Genomic DNA, 17,459 nt, shown 5'->3' on the forward strand with positions numbered 1-17,459 from the left:
TGGCCGCCGGCGGTTCACCCCGGACCCGGCTCGCTCCGGAGGGCCCGGACGATGTCCTGGACCTCCTCCGAATACCAGGACAAGTGGAGGTCCAACTGTCTGCGGATGGGAGGGCTCGACCGGTACATGGACCGCACCAGCGACGCCCACGCGGCCTGGTTGCCCGGGCTCAGGTTGTGGGACTGCTCCACGAACTCCTGGAAGTAGATGCAGTAGAGCTCGGCGAGTGAGGCGATCCTGCCGGCGTCCGGGTGGTCGGGTGGAACCGGGACGTCGTCGAAGAAGAAGGGCCGCAGGTGCGGGTGCTCGATGAGGACCAGTTTGATCTGGACCCCGATGTCGTAGGTCGCGCGACGGGCCGAGGACCTGATCCCCTCCGCGAGGTGCCGCAGTTGCACGATCACCGCGGCGAGGCCCACGACCGCGGCCGTACTCGCGACCACCGCGGCGAGCGCCTCCGTCGCGTCCGTCCACTGCACAGCGCACCCCCGTACGGCTCGCACCGGCACTGACGACGTACCGTCCCCCGCAGGCAGCGTACGGCGCGACACCTGACCTGCCCCAGGCGTTCGCGGCGCACACGGCGGGCGCACCGGCGCACGTGCGATCCGTCACGCATCGACTACTGTACGAGGGCGTTCGGCCCGTAATCGGCATCGTGGAGGGGACACGTCACGGTCGGCAGCGCGTCCGCGCCACCACCGGGTCCGCAGGAGCCCCCAGAACCGCCGGAATCCGCCGAGGACCCGGTGCCCCCGTCCGCCGAACCCGCCGAGCCCGCCGTCGAGTTCACCGACACCGGCGTCAGCACCGGCATCGAGGCCGAGGACATCGGCGAGGCCGGCCGGATGCCCTTCGATCCCGAACAGTTCCACGGGGTCGGCCGCCGCTACCCCATCGACAAGGCGCTCTTCGAGGTCCAGGCCGTGACCGTGACCGGGTGCGACGCCGGCGAACTCGAGACGCTGCACCGCCGGGCGCGGATCCTGGAGAGGAAGTTCAAGAAGCTGATGGACGACCTGGCCTTCCACGACGCGATCTCCTCCGGCACCGGCAGCGCCCACAAGGTCAACTACCGCTTCCAGTCCATGAAGGACCTGTTCCGCGAGGTACTGAGTGCTTGACCTACTGACCCTCACCAACTTCAAGGCGTTACGCGTCGCCTACATCGGGCCGAAGATCGGGAAGTGACCGTCGGTGGACGGCGCCCCTCAAGGCCGCCGCTCGTCGTCCACACCCCACGCCCGGCCGCGTACAGCTCCCTGCCGTGGGCGCGTCGTACCGGACGGGGCGTCCGCAGGGCACATCGCACCCGTCACCCTGGGCGATCGAAAAGATACTCTGTTTCTCCATACTATGGTTGACTTGAGTATGCTCGATATGAGCAGGACCGAAAGGTAACCCATGCCAGGCTTCGTAGGCCGCACATCCGAGCTGGCCACCCTCGACCGCCACCTCGACTGGGTACGCGACGGCCGGGGCGACCAGCGCGGCCGTGCCCTGCTCCTCCGTGGCCGGCGCCGGGTCGGGAAGTCCCGGCTCGTCGACCTCTTCTGTGAGCGCGCCCAGGTGCCCCACGTCGTACACCAGGCCACCCGGGGCGAGGACGCCCAACGGGAACGGGCCCGCTTCCTCAGCGAGGTCCGCCACTCCTCGCTGCCCGACACCGCCCTCCTCGCCGGCGTCACCACCGTCGCCGCATGGGACACCGCCCTGCGTCAGCTCGCAGCCGTACTCCCGGACGACTCCCCCAGCATCGTCGTGCTCGACGAACTGCCGTGGATGCTCGAAGGCGACCCGGTCCTGGAAGGCACCCTGCAGACCGTGTGGGACCGGGTGCTGAGCCGCAAGCCCGTGCTGCTCATCCTCATCGGCAGCGATCTCGCCATGATGGAGCAGCTCTCCGCCTACGGCCGCCCCTTCCACCAGCGAGGGGTCGAGATGGTCCTCGCGCCCCTCTCCCCCTTCGAGGTCATGGCCATGACCGGGCTCCGGGCCGCCGACGCCTTCGACGCGCACCTGATCACCGGCGGGCTGCCCCTCATCTGCCAGGAGTGGCGGGAAGGCGAGAGCCGCACCGACTTCCTCTCCCGCGCCCTCGACGATCCCACCTCCCCCCTCCTCGTCTCCGCCGAGCGGGCCCTGGCCGCCGAGTTCCCGACCGCCCTCCAGGCGAGGCACGTGCTCTCCGTGATCGGCAGCGGTGAGCGGACCTTCGGGACGATCGCCGCGAAGGCCGGGGCGGCCGACCGCCCTCTCCCTCCCGGCTCGCTCAACCCTGCCCTGCACACCCTCACGGACAAGCGGCTGATCGCCGTCGACACCCCGCTCTCCCTCCGCCCCGGTGACCGCGACCGCCGCTACCGCGTCGCCGACCCCTACCTGCGTTTCTGGCTCGCCTTCCTGGAACGGGGGATCCAGGAGATCGAGCGCGGGCGCGGCCGGCTCGTGGTCGAGTCGGTCGAGCGCGGTTGGACCTCGTGGCGCGGGCGGGCGATCGAACCCGTCGTGCGGGAGTCCCTGGCCCGGCTCCTGCCCGACGACACGTGGCCGCGGGTGCGGGAAGTGGGCGGCTGGTGGCCTCGTACGAACAACCCCGAGGTCGACCTCGTCGGGGCGGACCGGTCACCGGCGCGCGAGATCGGTTTCGTCGGCTCGGTCAAGTGGCACGAGCACGGCTCCTTCGACCGCCGCGCCCTGGCCTCGCTGGCCCGGGACGCCCTCGCCGTACCCGGTGCCGACGAGGACACTCCTCTGGTCGCGGTGTCCCGCTCCGGGTTCACGGTGGACGGTCCGACGGCGACGTACGGGCCCGAACAGCTGATGGAGGCCTGGGCTTCCGCCGCGTGACCTTCCCTCCTGCCGCTCCGGTCACGCGGCTGGGTGGAGCCGGTCGTTCCTCCTCCGGAACGACCGGCACATCGCGGCATGACAGGTGTCGGCGCTCCGCCTCCAGGAGCACCGGGTCGGCGACCGGCAGTGGCGGGGAGGGCCCGGTCCCTTCGGTCCCTCCGTCGGGCCGATCGTGCGTCACCTGGCCGAGCGGGCTGTCCGGGCCGGGACGGCGAGCCGTTGTTCATCGGCCCCGAGAACGAACAGCACCGCCGAGGGGCGATTTTCGGCCGATGCCCGCTTCCGGCGCAACCGGTCACCGGGCGCTCTGTCGCAACTGATAGTTGATCAATAATCTTGTGCGGTACACGAAGTGACGATCGCAGGGAGCTCCATGTCCACCGCCCAGCAGGTGCCCGACATCCTCTCGCCCGAGTTCGCGGCCGACCCCTATCCCGCCTACCGGGTGATGCGGGAGACCGCACCCCTCATCTGGCACGAGGCCACGAAGAGCTACATCGTCTCGCGCTACGAGGACGTCGAGCGCGTCTTCAAGGACAAGGCCGGCGAGTTCACCACCGACAACTACGCCTGGCAGCTCGAGCCCGTGCACGGCAAGACGATCCTGCAGCTCAGCGGGCGGGAGCACGCCGTGCGCCGGGCCCTGGTCGCGCCCGCCTTCCGCGGCAGCGACCTGGAGCAGAAGTTCCTGCCGGTCATCGAACGCAACTCGCGCGAACTGATCGACGGCTTCCGGCACACCGGGTCCGCCGACCTGGTCGCCGACTACGCCACCCGCTTCCCGGTCAACGTCATCGCCGACATGCTGGGCCTGGACAAGGCCGACCACCCCCGCTTCCACCGCTGGTACACGGCCGTCATCGCCTTCCTCGGGAACCTGTCGGGCGACGCCGAGGTGACGGCGGCGGGTGAGCGGACCCGGGTGGAGTTCGCCGAGTACATGCTGCCGATCATCCGGGAGCGCCGCGAGAGGCCGGGCGACGACCTGCTGTCCGTGCTGTGCGCCGCCGAGGTCGACGGGGTGCGGATGAGCGACGAGGACGTCAAGGCGTTCTGCAGCCTGCTGCTCGCCGCGGGCGGCGAGACCACCGACAAGGCCATCGCCGGCATCTTCGCGAACCTGCTGCGCCACCCCGACCAGCTCGCCGCCGTCCGCGCGGACCGCTCGCTGATCCCGCGCGCCTTCGCCGAGACCCTGCGGTTCACCCCGCCCGTCCACATGATCATGCGGCAGTCGGCGACGGAGGTGGAGCTCAGCGGCGGCACCGTGCCCGCGGGCGCCACCGTCACCTGTCTGATAGGCGCCGCCAACCGCGACGAGAGCCGCTACCGCGATCCCGACCGCTTCGACGTCCTCCGCGACGACCTCACCACCACGACCGCCTTCTCCGCCGCCGCCGACCACCTCGCGTTCGCGCTCGGCCGGCACTTCTGCGTCGGCGCGCTGCTGGCCAAGGCCGAGGTGGAGATCGGCGTCGGCCAGCTCCTCGACGCCATGCCCGACGTACGTCTCGCCGACGGGTTCGAGCCGGCCGAGCAGGGCGTGTTCACCCGGGGACCGCAGAGCCTGCCGGTGCGGTTCACCCCCGTGAAGGGCTGACCCTGTGAAGGGCTGACCCCTACGAGCGCTCCGCACGGGCGCGATCCACGCGGGTCGCTCCGTGCCGGCCCGGGCGGGCCCGCCCGGGCCGGTCTCCCCCGGGCCGGCCGGCCCCTGCCGGCCCGCCCCGGTCCGCGCCGTGGTCCGGGCCCCGCCGAGGGGCCCGGACACCCGCGCTACTGCACCACCGGCGTGAACCGCACCGGAAGCGACGACAGCCCCCGCATCCAGATCGACGGGCGCCAGGTCAGTTCCCGCGGGTCCACCGACAGCACCAGGTCGGGCAGCCGTTCCAGCAGCGTCTCGACCGCCGTCCGGGCCATCACGTCCGCCAGCAGCGGGGCCGGGTACGGGCAGCGGTGCTCGCCGTTGCTGAACGACAGGTGCGCGGCGTTCTCCGCGCCCACGTGTCCCTCGGGCCAGATCTGCGGGTCGGTGTTGGCCGCGGCCAGCCCCAGCACCAGGCAGTCGCCGGCCCGGATCTGCCGGCCGCCCAGCTGGACGTCCCGTACCGCCCACCGCCCGATGAAGTTCTGCGTCGGCGTGTCCAGCCACAGCACCTCGTTGAGCGCCTCGCCCACGCTGAGCCGGCCGCCCGACACGTTCACGGCGAACCGCTCGTCCGTCAGCAGCAGCCGCAGCGTGTTGCAGATCCAGTTCGCCGTCGGCTGCTGCGCCGCCGCGATCACGGAGATCAGGTCCTGGACGACCTCCTCGTCCGTCAGACCGGCCGGGTGCGTCAGCATGCGCGAGGTGATGTCCGGGCCGGGGGCGGCCCGCTTGTCCTTCACCAGTTGCCGCAGCCGCTCGCCCACGCGCCCGTACGCCGCGACCGGGTCGTCGCCCTCCCCCGCGTCCAGGGAGATCCGCAGGTCCTCGACGAGCCGGTGGGTGTCCTCGCCCGAGGTCGGCATCCCGCACAGCTGCACCACGGTGCGCATCGGCAGGGCGTGCGCGTAGTCGGCCATCAGCTCCGCCTGGCCGCTGCCGGCGAACCGGCCGATGAGGTCGTCGGCGATCAGCAGGCAGTCGTGGGACAGCTCGAACTGGTCGACCCCCTCCAGCGCCTCGGTGATCACCCCGGCCCGCCGCCGGTGCTCCTCGCCCTCGGTGAACAGCACCGACGGCTGGTACCCGACGAAGGGCAGCAGCGGCCAGTCCTGCGGGATGTTCTCCCACTGGTTCCAGCGCCGCGAGTCCCGTGCGAACAGCTCGTCGTGGCTGGTCACGTACGTGACCTCGGAGTAGCCCAGCACCAGCCAGGCCGGGATGCCGCCGTCGAGCACCACGGGCGCGACGGGGCCGTGCTCCCGGCGCAGCGCACGGTAGAGCTGCGACGGCGTCTGCTGGTACTCGAGCCCCGTCAGACTCACCGCGCCGGAGTGGGCGGGGCATCCCGGGGGCGCCTGGTTCGCGAAGGGGCCGCCTGGGTCGGTCACAGTGTCGCCTCCTCGGCGATGGCCATGGCGTGGAGGTGGTTCACGAGGGTGATCAGCACGTCCTTGCCGGAGTGCCGGACCCGTGCGTCGCAGTCCACCATCGGCACGTGGGCGGGCAGGGCGAGCGCCTGGCGGATCTCGTCCAGGGAGTACCGGTCGGTGTCGTCGTCGAACCGGTTCACGGCGACCACGAAGGGCGTGCGGTGGTGCTCCAGCCGGTCGATCGCGTACCAGGAGTCGTCCATCCGGCGCGTGTCCACGAGGACCACGGCGCCCAGTGTTCCCGAGAACAGCCTGTCCCACAGGAACCAGAAGCGCTCCTGGCCGGGCGCTCCGAACAGGTACAGCACCATGCGGTCGTTGAGGCTGATCCGCCCGAAGTCGAACGCGACCGTCGTGGTGGTCTTCGACGTCACCGCGCCGGTCTCGTCGACGCCCACGCCGGCCTGGGTCATCACCTCCTCGGTGTTGAGCGGCCGGATCTCGCTCACGGAGCGGACCAGGGTCGTCTTGCCGACGCCGAACCCGCCCACGACGACGATCTTCAGACCGGTCTCCGCGGTGTCGTTCAGCGGTGTGCGGTGGGAGGGCAGCTCAGAGGTTGCGGAGCCCATGGAGCACCTCTTGGAGTAGGGCGGAATCAGGCAGGGAGGCGACGGACGGCGCCGCGCGCGGATGGCGGGCGGTGATGCGGCCCGTGTCCAGCAGGTCGCCGAGCAGGATCCGCACCACCATGACCGGCAGTCCGAGCTCCGCGGCGATCTCGACGACGGCGACGGGGTGCCGGCACAGCTCCAGGATCCGGGCGTGCTCCGACTGCATCCCCGGCACCGGCCCGCTCTCGCTGACGATGAGGGTGACCAGGTCGAAGGACTCGTCGGCGCGGCTGCGTCCACCGGTGACGGTGTAGAGCCGGTCCGGATCACCCGTGTCGACGGGTTTGCGCGTCACGACGTGCCGCTCCCCCTGGGCTGGTCCCGCGGCTCGGCCCGCAGGTGCTCGCCGAGCTGCTCGACCAGCTCCGTCATCTGGTGGCCGATCACTCCGGGATCGGCGTCCTCCCGGGCGACGACGGCGAGGTGCGCCCCCTCGCCGGCCTCCACGATGAACAGCAGGCCGCCGTGGAACTCGGTCATCGACTGCCGGACACCGCCGGTGCCGTCGCCGAACTCCATGGAGGCCCCCTGGGCGAGGGCCTGGATGCCGGAGCAGATCGCCGACAGCTGGTCGGCCCGGTCGAGCGTCAGGTGCTCGCTCCAGCAGAGTTTCAGGCCGTCCCGGGACAGCACCAGGGCGTGACGTGCGCCGGGGGTCTGTTCCAAGAGGCCCTGCAGGAGCCAGGTGAGGCTGTTGTCGGTGGTCTGCATGATGGGTGATGGGACGGTGGTGTCCGGCTGACCGGTCACCGGCCCGTTCCTCCTATCTCACGAGCTCGAGCGGGAAGGGGCGCCGTCGCCCCGGGCGCCGTACGGGAAAGGGATGGGCTGACGCCGTACGGGAAGGGGCGGGGCCGACGCCGTACGGGGAAGGGCGGGGCTACGGAGCCGCGGGCGGCTCGGATCCGGGCCGGGCGGCCGGTCCGGCGGTGCCGTCCGCGGACTGCCGTGCGCGGTGGAAGGCGCCGAACCGCGAGCCCGCGTCGCGTGCCGGGCGCCGCGTCGACGCCGTGTCACCGGCCTGGGCGGACGCCGACTGGCGCTGTTCGCGTTCGCGCTCCGCCTCGGCCATGGTGCGGCCAGGGGCGCGGACCGGCAGACCGTTCGGCGTGGTGCCGTCGGGCCGCCGGTGCCGTCCCTGTTCGGGCAGTTCGGGCAGCTCGGGCCGTGCGGCGGGGCGCCCGGTGGCGGCCGGGGGCAGTGCGGCGGCCGCGGGCCGGACGGTGGCGTTGGGCAGCGGGTCCGGGGCGGCGGAGTGCTCGGCGGCCGGGGGCAGTGCCGCGGCCGCGGGACGGACGGGGGCGTCGGGCAGCGGGGCGGGCGCCAGGGCGGCGGGCATCGCGTCGGGCCGGGGGGCCGTCTCGTGCGGGACCGCGTCGCGCTGCTGGGCGAGCAGGTCCAGGGGCAGCAGGACGACGACGCCGGTGCCGCCGCGGGAGGAGGGGCGGTAGTTGACGCTGATGCCGTACTTCGCCGCGAGCCGTCCCACCACGGCCAGGCCGAGCCGGGTGCCCTGCAGCGAGGCGAGGTCGGTGACGCGGCCGGTCACGGCCTCCTCGGCGCGGCGCATCGCCGCGTCGGCCATCTTCAGGCCGCTGTCCTCGATGGTGACGACGATGCCGGCGCTGCGGTCCTCGACGTAGACGTGCACCTCGTCGATGGGCGGGGAGAAGTTCGCGGCGTTGTCCATCAGTTCGGCGAGCAGGTGCATCACGCCCTCGGCGGCGAAGCCGGAGACCGCGGCGCGGGTGGAGCAGTGCAGGCGCACCCGCTGGTAGGCGGCGATGCGGCCGACGGCACCGCGCAGGATGCTCTCCATCACGATCGGCTTGTTCCAGGCGCGGCTGGACCTGCCGCCCATGAGCAGCGCCAGCCGGTCGGTCATCAGGCCGAGCTGGGAGGTGCTGTGGTCCAGCTTCAGCAGGTCGCCGAAGACCTCCTCGCCGTGCCGCTCCTGCATCTCCCGCAGGTCGGCGAGCATCCGCACGGCCTTGGCCTGGACACGGCTGAGCGCCTTGGCGGAGGCGGCCTGTGCCGCGGCGGCGCGCCGCTCGCTGTGGGCGAGTTCGCGGATGAACGATTCGGCCGGAGTGCGCAACGCCGGCAGCCGGGGCAGGTCGGCTTCGGCGAGCACGGTGTCGGCGGACCGGCCCTCGCGCAGCCGGGCGACCGCGGCGGGCAGCGTCTCCCCCACGAAGCGCTCGTACTCGGCCGCCGCCTGCTCCACTTCGCCCCGCATCCTGCGGTGTTCGCCGTCCAGGGCGACCGCCCGCCGCACGTCCTCCTCGACGGTGGCGGCGAAGGCGTGCGTGATCCGCCGCAGTTGCGGGTCGGACGGCGGCGGCACGCTGCCCAGCACGTCGGCCGCGCTCGCGCCCTCCCGCAGCCGCTGGGCCACGGCGGGCAGTGTCACACCGGCCAGGTGCGACATCTCGGCCGACAGCCGGGCCGCTTCCGCCTTGAGGCGGCTGTTCTCCGACTCCCGCTCGGCGGCCGCGCGGCGGGCCCGGTGGACGAGCCGGTGGTCGACGAGGACGGTGACGGCCACGCACACCCAGCCGGCCACCACCACGATCAGGGCCCAGGGAAAGGCGCCGGACGGTGCCAGGGCGAGTGCCGCGCCGCCGGCGGCGGCGCTCGCCACCAGTACGGCCGACCGTGGGGCGAACGAGGTGCGCGGCGCCCCCACCGGTGGGTGCTGGCTGGGCGAAGCAGGCACTGGCATGGAGCGGTCCCTCGGTCGTGAGAGCAGGGGAATCAGGAGCGGCGGCACAACGGCAGCCATGGGCCGGGAAAGAGGTCAGCCAACAGGAAGGCGATCTTCCGACCACGTACGGCTCATGCTAATCACCCGGATGTGCGAGAAGGCCCCGCTTGTTGCACGGTCCGTCAGCAATCCGAGTTCGTCGTGATCCCGTCGCCCGTACGTCCCGCTGTGGTATCCGGGACGAGGCCGGGCGGACCGGGCCGAAGGGCGGGAATGCAGGCAGGGAGCACACTGACGCGACGTCACATCGCCTCGACTGCTTGGGGTACACCGGCTCCCTCATCCGCACGAGCTGTCGAATTTCAGCCAACTATAGCCACAGCGAGCCTCGTTCACGCCCTGTACTCCGTGATGGCCGGGGCGTCGAAGTGGGGGAATGCCGCCGATCGTGAAGTTTCCGTGATGACGGCCCGCGGGAACACGGCCCGCTCCCGCACCCCGGCTCCCGGGGAACCTCAGTTCCAGCAACCGGTCTTCGACCCGTCCGTCTCGGAGCCGACCTCGATGTGGAATCCGGAGCCCGAGTCGAACTCCGGCCCGGCGTCGTAGTCGTACTCGATCTTGAGTTGGCGGGCGGTCGTGAACTGCACGGTCAGCATCAGGGCATCACCGTCCCCGCCCTTGGTGAAGCACAGTCCGGCTTCCGTGGCGGCGACGTCCGGGTCCATGGGGTCGGACTGCAGGTGCCAGCCACCCGCCTCGGCGGTGGTGCGGTAGAAGTCGACGACCTCCTGCCGGGAGCCGGGGAAGGCGTAGGTGCGCTCGGCGTACAGCCAGGCGTCACCACTGTCGTCGAGGCATTCCGCGTCCACCGAGGCGAAGTCCTTCGGGACGGTCGCGCCGGGAGGGACGGAAGTCAGTACGGGCTGCGCGCTCAGTTCCTTCACCCGTGCCTCGGTCCCCTCGCAGGTGCTGAACGGGGACAGGGAGGAGCAGCCGGTCAGGCCGACGGCCGTGAGGGCGGTGGCCAGCAGCAGTGCGGTGGGCAGTACGGTCGAACGGGCCGGGCGCATCGGCGAACGCGGCGGCAGCGGCATGAGGGTCTCCCAAAAGGACATGGGCGCGGGTTCGAAGGGCTGGTGCGGGGGTGGGCCAGCCGGTCCCGAGGGAGATCGGGACGATCTCGGACCGGACGGCGCCGGGGAGGCGGTGGACGCCGGAGGTGGTGCGCGGGTGCCGGAGCACGCTCCCGAAGGGGCGTGCTCCGGCACCCGCCGGCCAGGTCAGCCGGTCAGGGAACGCAAGGGTCGCATGGCCACTGTGGCATCACCTCGCCAGGTATCCCCGGTTGTAGAGCCAGTTCCCGACGCTGTACAGGTACTGCAACAGGCGGCCCCGGTTGTTGTAGTAGACCATCTGCCTGCGGTTCCAGCTGCTGCCGACGAAGGCACGCGCCTGCCGGTTGTTGTACTGGTCCTTGCGGGAGTCGCGGCTGCGGTCTCCGTACTCATGGGCGTCGCCGAGCCGCTTGGCGGCAGCCGCGCCGAAGTAGAAGGTCAGCGCTGCCTGCCAGATGAAGTGACGGACGGCGTTGTTGCGTGACTTGCTGGTGCCGATGTTCCACAACAGGATGCCCGACAGGTATGACGCGAAGACGCATCCGCTGTATCCCAGGCTCCAGCATGCCCTGAGCTCCGCACGCTTCTTCGCCGAACGCCCGTCCAGGTCGAACTGGTTGACCGGATCGGCATTGGCGTAATCGTATGCGTTGGCGCTGCCGCCCTGGACGGGGTCGGCGGACAGGAAACGGCCGGTGGTCGGGTCGTACAGGCGGGCGCCCATGAGCGACAGCCCGGTGACCGTCTCCGACGAGCGCTGGTGCGCGCCGAGCCAGTTGTACCGGGTGGCCTGCTGGCCGGCCCGGGCGTTGCCGAACTCGTCGGTGTCCAGGACCGTCGGGGCGACTGCGGTGTCGAGTGGCAGCTGCAGGGCGATGTCGCCGTGCAGGTTGGCCAGTTGAAGCACGGTACCGCCGGTCTTGGTGGTGGTCGCCGCCAGCCTGCTGTTCGGGCCGAGCACGTTGCGGGTCACCGCGCCGCTGCTCGTGCTCTCCACGATCCAGCGGGGGCTGTCCCCGTCGGAGTCGTAGTGGTTGAGCCGGGATCCGGTCTGGGTCCAGGTGCCGGAGCTGTTGGACTCCGTGGTCCAGGACCGGAAGCGCAGGACGGAGTCCAGCGTCCACGTCTGCCGCTTGGTGCCCGCCGTCTGCTGCCGCACCAGGTCGTTGACGTGGTACTCCAGCGTGGTGCCCGGCTTGGCGGTGGTCCGGCCGAACGCGTCGTAGACGTAGCCGGTGGCGATCTGCCGGTCACCGGTGTCGTAGGTGTACGACGTGGTGGTGGCACCCGAGGTGGTGCAGTCGGCGTTCACCGCCGCGGTGGCCGTGGCCAGCGTCTTGCGGTTGGAGTTCTTGTCGAAGGTGTAGGCGCGGGTGGTGCAGATCGCGTCGGTGGCGGTGTCCTGCACCTGGGTCAGCCGGCCGGCCGGGTCGTAGGTGTACGCCTGGGAGGCGGTCACACCCGGGGTTCCGGCGTGGGTGGCCTGCTGGCCGTGCACCGTCTCGGTGATGCTGTCGGCGATCACCACGGAGCCGTCGCTGACGCGGGTGACCGTGCGGCTCGTGGTCGTGCCCGCGGGGTCGACGGTGTCCTTCGTGGTGTAGCCGCCGGGCAGCCCCTGGGTGACGAGTTCGCCGTCCTCGTCGTACCGGGCGGTGAACGTGCCGGCCACGGAGTCCGTCACCGAGGTGAGCAGACCGCGCGGGTCGACGGCCGTGTCGTAGGTGTAGGTGGTGGTCGACGGCACGTTGTCGGTGACGGTCGTCGGTCGGTCGAGCGCGTCGTACCTGGTGGTGGTGGTGCCCCCGTCCGCGTCGGTGTACGTCGTCTGACGGCCGAGCTGGTCATAGCTCTTGGTGACGGTGCCGCCGGTCGGCGAGGTGTGGCTGACCGGGAGGCCGGTGGCCTCGTCGAATGCCGTGGTGCCGGAGGGCACGGCGGTGCCGACTCCTCCGGACATGCTCACGGTCGTCGCCCGGCCGGCCGGGTCGTAGCCGGTCGTGGTGGTGCGGGTGACGCCGTTGGCGGTCTCAATGATCTTGGTGGCCTGGCCGAACAGCCCGTACTCGAGGACCTTCGTCGGTAGCTGCGCCGGGTTGGATCCGCCGCCGGTGACGTCCGCGGCCGGGGCGATACGGCAGACCTGGTCCGCCCACTCCGGCCTGCCACCACAGGTGCCGGTGCCGTCCGCGGTGTAGTAGGTGGTGATCGTCGTGCCGGCGTCGGAACCGGACGACGCGGGCTGCGACTTGCGGTTCACCCGGCCCTGGGCGTCGTATCCGGTGGTGGTGGTGATCGCCAGACCGCTCGGGTCGACGGTGGTGGCCGTCGGCTGGCCCTTGACCCAGTCGTAGGCGGTCGTGGTGACCCGCGGGTCCGCCGTCAGCGTGGGCCAGGAGCGCGGCTGCGCGCCCACCGTGACCTTGGTGACCTGGTCACGGACGACGGCGGTGCCGTCGCTGGGACGCCCCGAGTCGAACTCCCGGACCGTGTGCGCACGTGCCATCAGCTGGGTACCGGCGGCCGCCAGCGTGGTGGAGCCGCTGGTCAGCTTCGCCGACAGGGTGACACGGTGCAGCGGCTCGTAGGTGTCGGTCTCCCGGACACCGTCCTCGTCGTACACCGATACCGAGGACAGGAGGTGGGCACGCTCGGCGGACGCCAAGGACCTGATGCCCAGGTCCGTCAGCTTGTCCTTGAGCGCGTCCGTGGTACCGAGTGCGAGTTCGCGGTTGGCCGCGGACAGGCTGCGCACCACGTTGCCGAAACGGTCGTACTCGGTGGCCGACAGGCGGTGGCCCGGTTCGGCCTCGTTGACCGTGCGGCCACTGGCGTTCAGGTAGTGGATGTCGGCCCGCCCGTAGTCGCCCGCGGACAGGGAGGACCCGTCGTGCGATGCCGGCATCCGGTCGGCGGGGAAGACCGCCGTGGCGTCGGTCGGCGTGTCCGACTGCCCCCACGACGCGGTGGCGGCGGCACCCAGGTTCTCCGGGGCCGCGGAGCCGGTCAGCGGCACTCCGTAGACCACGCTGGTGGCGGCGGTGCCGTTGGTCTGGTCGGCGCTGCCCGGAGCGAGCGTGGGCCGGGAGACCTTGAGCAGCATTCCGGAGCCGGACGCCGGGCTGGAGTCCACCTGGCCGTAGGTGAACGACCACGGAAGCTGGCCTGCGGGCTTGAGCGAGGTCACCCGCCCGGCCGAGTCGTAGCCGTACGCGGTCTTCAGCGCCGGGGAGATCCGGGGGTCCCAGGTCTCGCGAAGTCGGCCGTCGGCGTCGTAGACGTAGCGCGCGACCGTGGTCGCGGTGGACGCCGAGGCGCCGGGGGCGGTCGCCCACAGCTTGACCGACGACACCTGGTCCTTCACGTCGCCGAAGTCCGCGGACGTGGCGGTGGTGGAGGTCGCGTAGACGAACTCCAGAACGCGGCAGCCCTTGACCGTCGGGTCGGAGGCGCAGGCCGAGTTGGCCGCGGCCGAGGTGGCGGCGACGATCTTCTTGGGCCGGGCGGTCCTGGTCTCGCCGACCGTGAACGTCTCCGAGACGGTAGTGGTGGTGGAGTTCTCCACGCCCTCGATCCAGGACGTACTCGCCCGCCAGGTGTCGCCGCCCGCCTCGACGGGGACGAACCTGCTGGTACCGCCCTCGGTGGTCCTCAGCGTGAAGTCGCCGTCGAAGTCTCCGTCGAGGATGTACTCCTCGGAGCCCGGCTCGGCGATCCAGCCGGTGCCGGCCGCGTCGGCGGTGAAGTGGATCTGCGTGTCGTCACCGGCGAGGCCGACACTCAGCGAGGTCGCCGAGGTCTTGTGCAGGTAGGCGAACGGGGTCGTGACCTGGTCGGCCGCGGCGCTGTACAGCCATTCCTTGCCGAAGATCGGGGCTTGTGCGTCGGCGGCTCCGGCCTCGGGGGAACGAGAGGAGGCGCTGCGGGTCAGGCTCATGCCGAAGAACGATGCGTCACCGCCGGAGAGCGTGTAGTCGCCGGTGATCAGGTTGACCTCACCGGGACCGATGCTCTCGCCGGCCGAGCCGTCGGCGTTGCGGTCCACCACGACGCCGACCGGGTCGGACGCGCCGGTCGCCCCTCCGGAACCGGTGAGTTCCGCACGGAGCTGAACGACGCCGTCGGGGTCGACGGTCCTGGTGGCGTTCCAGGTGAGCTGCGGGGTCTTGCCGGAGGAGAGCGCCAGCGGCCAGGAGGCCACCGGGTCGCCGCCGGACGTCACGTCGCCGGCCGGGATGTCCGTCCAGTCGTCGGCGTCACCGCGCCGCCACTGGAAGGTCACGGCGTCGAACTTCGGGGACTCGGCCTCCGCGGCCAGCGGCACACGGGCCGCGGTGCGGGTTCCGTCGTCGGGCAGCGTCACACCGCCGGGGCCGACATGGAAGGTGTAGGAGACCGGGTCGGACTTGTTTTCCGCCTTGTCCGTGGCCCGGACCTGAAGGACGTTGGTCCCGGCCTTCTCGGGCGCGATGGTGATCTTCACGGGGGTGGTGCCGCTGGTCGGGACCTTCTCCCAGACCGCACCGTCCAGCGACCACTCGATGCCGTTCTGGTCACCGGACGGCGGGGTGACGGTGAAGTCGCCGTTCTGGCCGACGCCCTTGACCCAGGCGTTCGTCGGGTAGTCGGTGGAGGTCACCGAACTCGGCGCGGAGGGGGCACTGGTGTCGACCGTGAAGGACGCGTAGGCGGACCAGCCGGCGTTGTAGTGCTGTCCGTCGTACGGCGACGTGCGGAACTTGTAGGTCTTGCCGTTGCTCAGCAGACCTGAGGGCACCTTCACCGAGGCCGGCTGCCCCGAGGCCACGAAGGGCGAGACCAGGACGTCCCCGACCTGCGTGCCGGTGGCGCTGTCGAAGATCTGGAAGGTTCCGTCGACCTTGTCGTTGTTGGGGTCGACGAAGGTGTCCTGCAGGGTCGGCGTCGTGGTGTTGACGAACCAGGTGCCGCCGGTGTCCTTGAAGAACGGCGGGCCGGCCTGCTGGTCGGTGCCGGTGCGCGGACGGTAGTTGTAGTTGACCGTGAGCTTTGGCGGGTTCGACGCGGCGTTGCCGGAGTTGAACCGCTTCCACGGCGTGCTGACCGCCTCGTCGGTGGCGCGCAGGCCCATATGACCGCGGGTGGTCTTGGCGGAGGCCCACTCCTGCACCAGGGTGGCGACGTTCGCGTTCACCCAGCCGTCGGGGGCCGAGGTGCAGGCCGGATTGCCCTTGGTCTCGGTGGAGGTGGCCTTCTTCGCCGTCCAGGCCGGCTGCGACGTCCAGCGCGAGGAGGTCGACGCGGCTCCCGCGGACCACACCTCCCACGGGTAGGTGCTGCAGTCGGTGTTGCCGGAATGGAAGTTCCACAATGACAGGGTCGCGCTGTTGATCAGGGCGTCGGAGATCGGCGCGGTGTTCCACGAGATGAAGGAACGCGCGGTGCGGAAGGTTCCGTCCGCGTTCTTGGTGCCGGGGTTGCCGAGGTCCAGCTCGACGTCGGAGGACCAGTCCACCGTCTCGCCCTGCTGTACGTACGTGTCGAACACGTTGGACAGCGCGGACGTCGACGGGTCCACCGTCACGGGGTACTTGGTGTCCGGGTCGGCCAGGAACTTCGCGTCCGGGGTGATGACCAGGTCGATCGAGCCGCCCTTGCGGACCACCTTCATGTCGACCTTGACCTGGCGGGTGTGCTCGCCGGAGACGCGGTCCACGGTGGAGTCCCACATCACCGGGGCGGGCATCACCGCGGTCTTCTTGTTCTTCTTGCCGGTGAACAGCACGCTGCCGTCACGCTGCAGTTCGGCCTTCAGGCCCTTGGCCTTGAGCGGGAGTGTGTAGGAGAAGCCGCTCTCGGCCGGCTTCTTCTTGATCTCCACGAACTGCTCGAAGCCGGTACGGGTCGCCTCGACGACGACGTCGGCTCCCGGCACCGCCTCCGTGTATTCGGCCCGGGTGCCGTCAAGTTCGGGTTCGGGCAGGCCGCCCTTCCACTGCAGGGTGATCCCGTTGTCGCCGTCGCCGAGGGTGACCAGGTCGACAGCCTTGGAGCCCTGGCTCGCCCTGAGCGAGGTCGCGCGGGTGCCGGACTTGCCGGAGATCCGCAGACCGCGTGGGTGGGCCTTGGGCACGACCGCGCCCGAGTCGTCGGTGATCAGGTCCAGGTCGACGGGGCGCCATTCGCCGCTGTCCTCGTCCTTGAACCGGACCGGACCGGCGGTGATCTCGCTGGTGAGCGAACCGTCTTTGTTGACCCAGGTGGTCGAGGTCTCGGTTCGCTCGGACAGCGCCTCGACCCGTTTGCCCGAAAGTCTCGCGGCGACCCGTGCCGACGGGATGTCCGCCGCCTGGGTCGCGTGCTTCTTCGGCGCGGACTCGGGCACCCGGGTCTCGGCCGCGAATGCGGAGCCGGCCCCGTTGAGGAGGGTGACGGACAGCGCCAGGGACACACAGCCGGCGACGTAACGTCCGGGTCTTCGTGGCCCGAACATATGATTTGCCATGAAATCCTCGGTATCTGAATACATGAATACGTGAATCGACGCCACATGATCGTGACTGCGACTGATGCGAAACTTACTGGGTGTCAGATCGCTTCAAAGTCGTAGAAGTTGGTCATGTTCGAATTCAAACATTCATTAATTCAGGTGACTTCCACCACAGAACATCCATGGAATCGCCCGGACTTGCGATCCCGGGTCACCGGGGCCGCACCCGAAGTCCGCGGACCGGACGGGGCGAACGGGCCCGGACGCCCCGGATCTCCCGGCCGTGAACACCGGCTCCGCCCGCCCGGCCGAGGCCGGGCATTCGGTGTACGCATCGAGCGGGAGGGCGTGCACCCGAGCCGGGCGAGCGTGGTCCCCGCACAGGCGGGGTTCCCCGCGCGTCGCGAGCGACCGGTGAGCGGGGTCCACCGGTTCGGCGCTGCGGAGAAGGCCGTCTGCCCGGTGGCTCCGCTGTGCCGTGTCCTGGACGTGGCCCGCTCCTCGTCCCATGCCGTCGTCCGGCGCCTTTCGCCGTCTGCCGCGGCGAGCTCCCGAAAGCCCGGAGAGGACCTCCGCCGCCGATGCCGTCCATCGGCCTGTCCCGCCTCGCGGTGCGG

11 protein-coding genes are annotated in these 17,459 nt (G+C 70.9%); 3 read left to right on the plus strand and 8 right to left on the minus strand.

The features are described from left to right. Positions 1–14 precede the first annotated feature (14 nt). The gene (locus tag ACFXAE_RS19510) at positions 15–479 is read right to left on the minus strand and encodes a hypothetical protein (protein ID WP_384716037.1); all 465 of its coding nucleotides are present in this window, start codon (positions 477–479) and stop codon (positions 15–17) included. A gap of 270 nt (positions 480–749) precedes the next feature. On the opposite strand from ACFXAE_RS19510, the gene ACFXAE_RS19515 reads away from it, so the two are divergent. From ACFXAE_RS19515 to ACFXAE_RS19525, 3 genes are all read left to right on the plus strand, one after another. Beyond that, positions 750–1,124, plus strand: a complete 375-nt coding sequence (locus tag ACFXAE_RS19515; RefSeq protein WP_384716040.1) for a hypothetical protein — start codon at positions 750–752, stop codon at positions 1,122–1,124. Between the two features lie 280 nt (positions 1,125–1,404). Next, complete coding sequence (locus tag ACFXAE_RS19520) at positions 1,405–2,850, plus strand: ATP-binding protein (protein WP_384716043.1); 1,446 nt, start codon at positions 1,405–1,407, stop codon at positions 2,848–2,850. Between the two features lie 376 nt (positions 2,851–3,226). Beyond that, positions 3,227–4,453: a cytochrome P450 gene (locus ACFXAE_RS19525; RefSeq protein ID WP_384716046.1), complete on the plus strand. Its 1,227-nt coding sequence runs from the start codon at positions 3,227–3,229 to the stop codon at positions 4,451–4,453. A 176-nt stretch (positions 4,454–4,629) separates the two neighbouring features. Here the strand turns inward: ACFXAE_RS19525 and ACFXAE_RS19530 are convergent, their stop codons facing one another. The 7 genes from ACFXAE_RS19530 to ACFXAE_RS19560 all read right to left on the minus strand — a co-directional run bounded on the left by ACFXAE_RS19530 (position 4,630) and on the right by ACFXAE_RS19560 (position 16,845). Beyond that, complete coding sequence (locus ACFXAE_RS19530; protein WP_384716050.1) at positions 4,630–5,892, minus strand: cytochrome P450; 1,263 nt, start codon at positions 5,890–5,892, stop codon at positions 4,630–4,632. Next, positions 5,889–6,506, minus strand: a complete 618-nt coding sequence (locus ACFXAE_RS19535; RefSeq protein WP_217128569.1) for an ATP/GTP-binding protein — start codon at positions 6,504–6,506, stop codon at positions 5,889–5,891. Before ACFXAE_RS19535 ends, ACFXAE_RS19530 begins: the two co-directional genes overlap by 4 nt. Continuing rightward, positions 6,487–6,843, minus strand: coding sequence for a DUF742 domain-containing protein (locus tag ACFXAE_RS19540; RefSeq protein WP_030859372.1), 357 nt, complete (start codon positions 6,841–6,843; stop codon positions 6,487–6,489). The genes ACFXAE_RS19535 and ACFXAE_RS19540 overlap by 20 nt, the downstream gene beginning before the upstream one ends. Beyond that, positions 6,840–7,259, minus strand: coding sequence for a roadblock/LC7 domain-containing protein (locus tag ACFXAE_RS19545; RefSeq protein WP_384716054.1), 420 nt, complete (start codon positions 7,257–7,259; stop codon positions 6,840–6,842). Before ACFXAE_RS19545 ends, ACFXAE_RS19540 begins: the two co-directional genes overlap by 4 nt. 169 nt (positions 7,260–7,428) lie before the next feature. Further along, positions 7,429–9,273, minus strand: coding sequence for an ATP-binding protein (locus tag ACFXAE_RS19550; RefSeq protein WP_384716057.1), 1,845 nt, complete (start codon positions 9,271–9,273; stop codon positions 7,429–7,431). A 497-nt stretch (positions 9,274–9,770) separates the two neighbouring features. After that, positions 9,771–10,373 carry a hypothetical protein gene (locus ACFXAE_RS19555; RefSeq protein ID WP_384716060.1) on the minus strand — a complete coding sequence of 201 codons (603 nt, stop codon included), beginning with the start codon at positions 10,371–10,373 and terminating at the stop codon, positions 9,771–9,773. Between the two features lie 208 nt (positions 10,374–10,581). Beyond that, positions 10,582–16,845 carry an RHS repeat-associated core domain-containing protein gene (locus ACFXAE_RS19560; protein WP_384716146.1) on the minus strand — a complete coding sequence of 2,088 codons (6,264 nt, stop codon included), beginning with the start codon at positions 16,843–16,845 and terminating at the stop codon, positions 10,582–10,584. Between the last annotated feature and the right edge of the window lie 614 nt (positions 16,846–17,459).

The sequence above is a fragment of the Streptomyces sp. NPDC059454 genome (assembly GCF_042749965.1).
Taxonomy (GTDB): Bacteria; Actinomycetota; Actinomycetes; order Streptomycetales; family Streptomycetaceae; genus Streptomyces.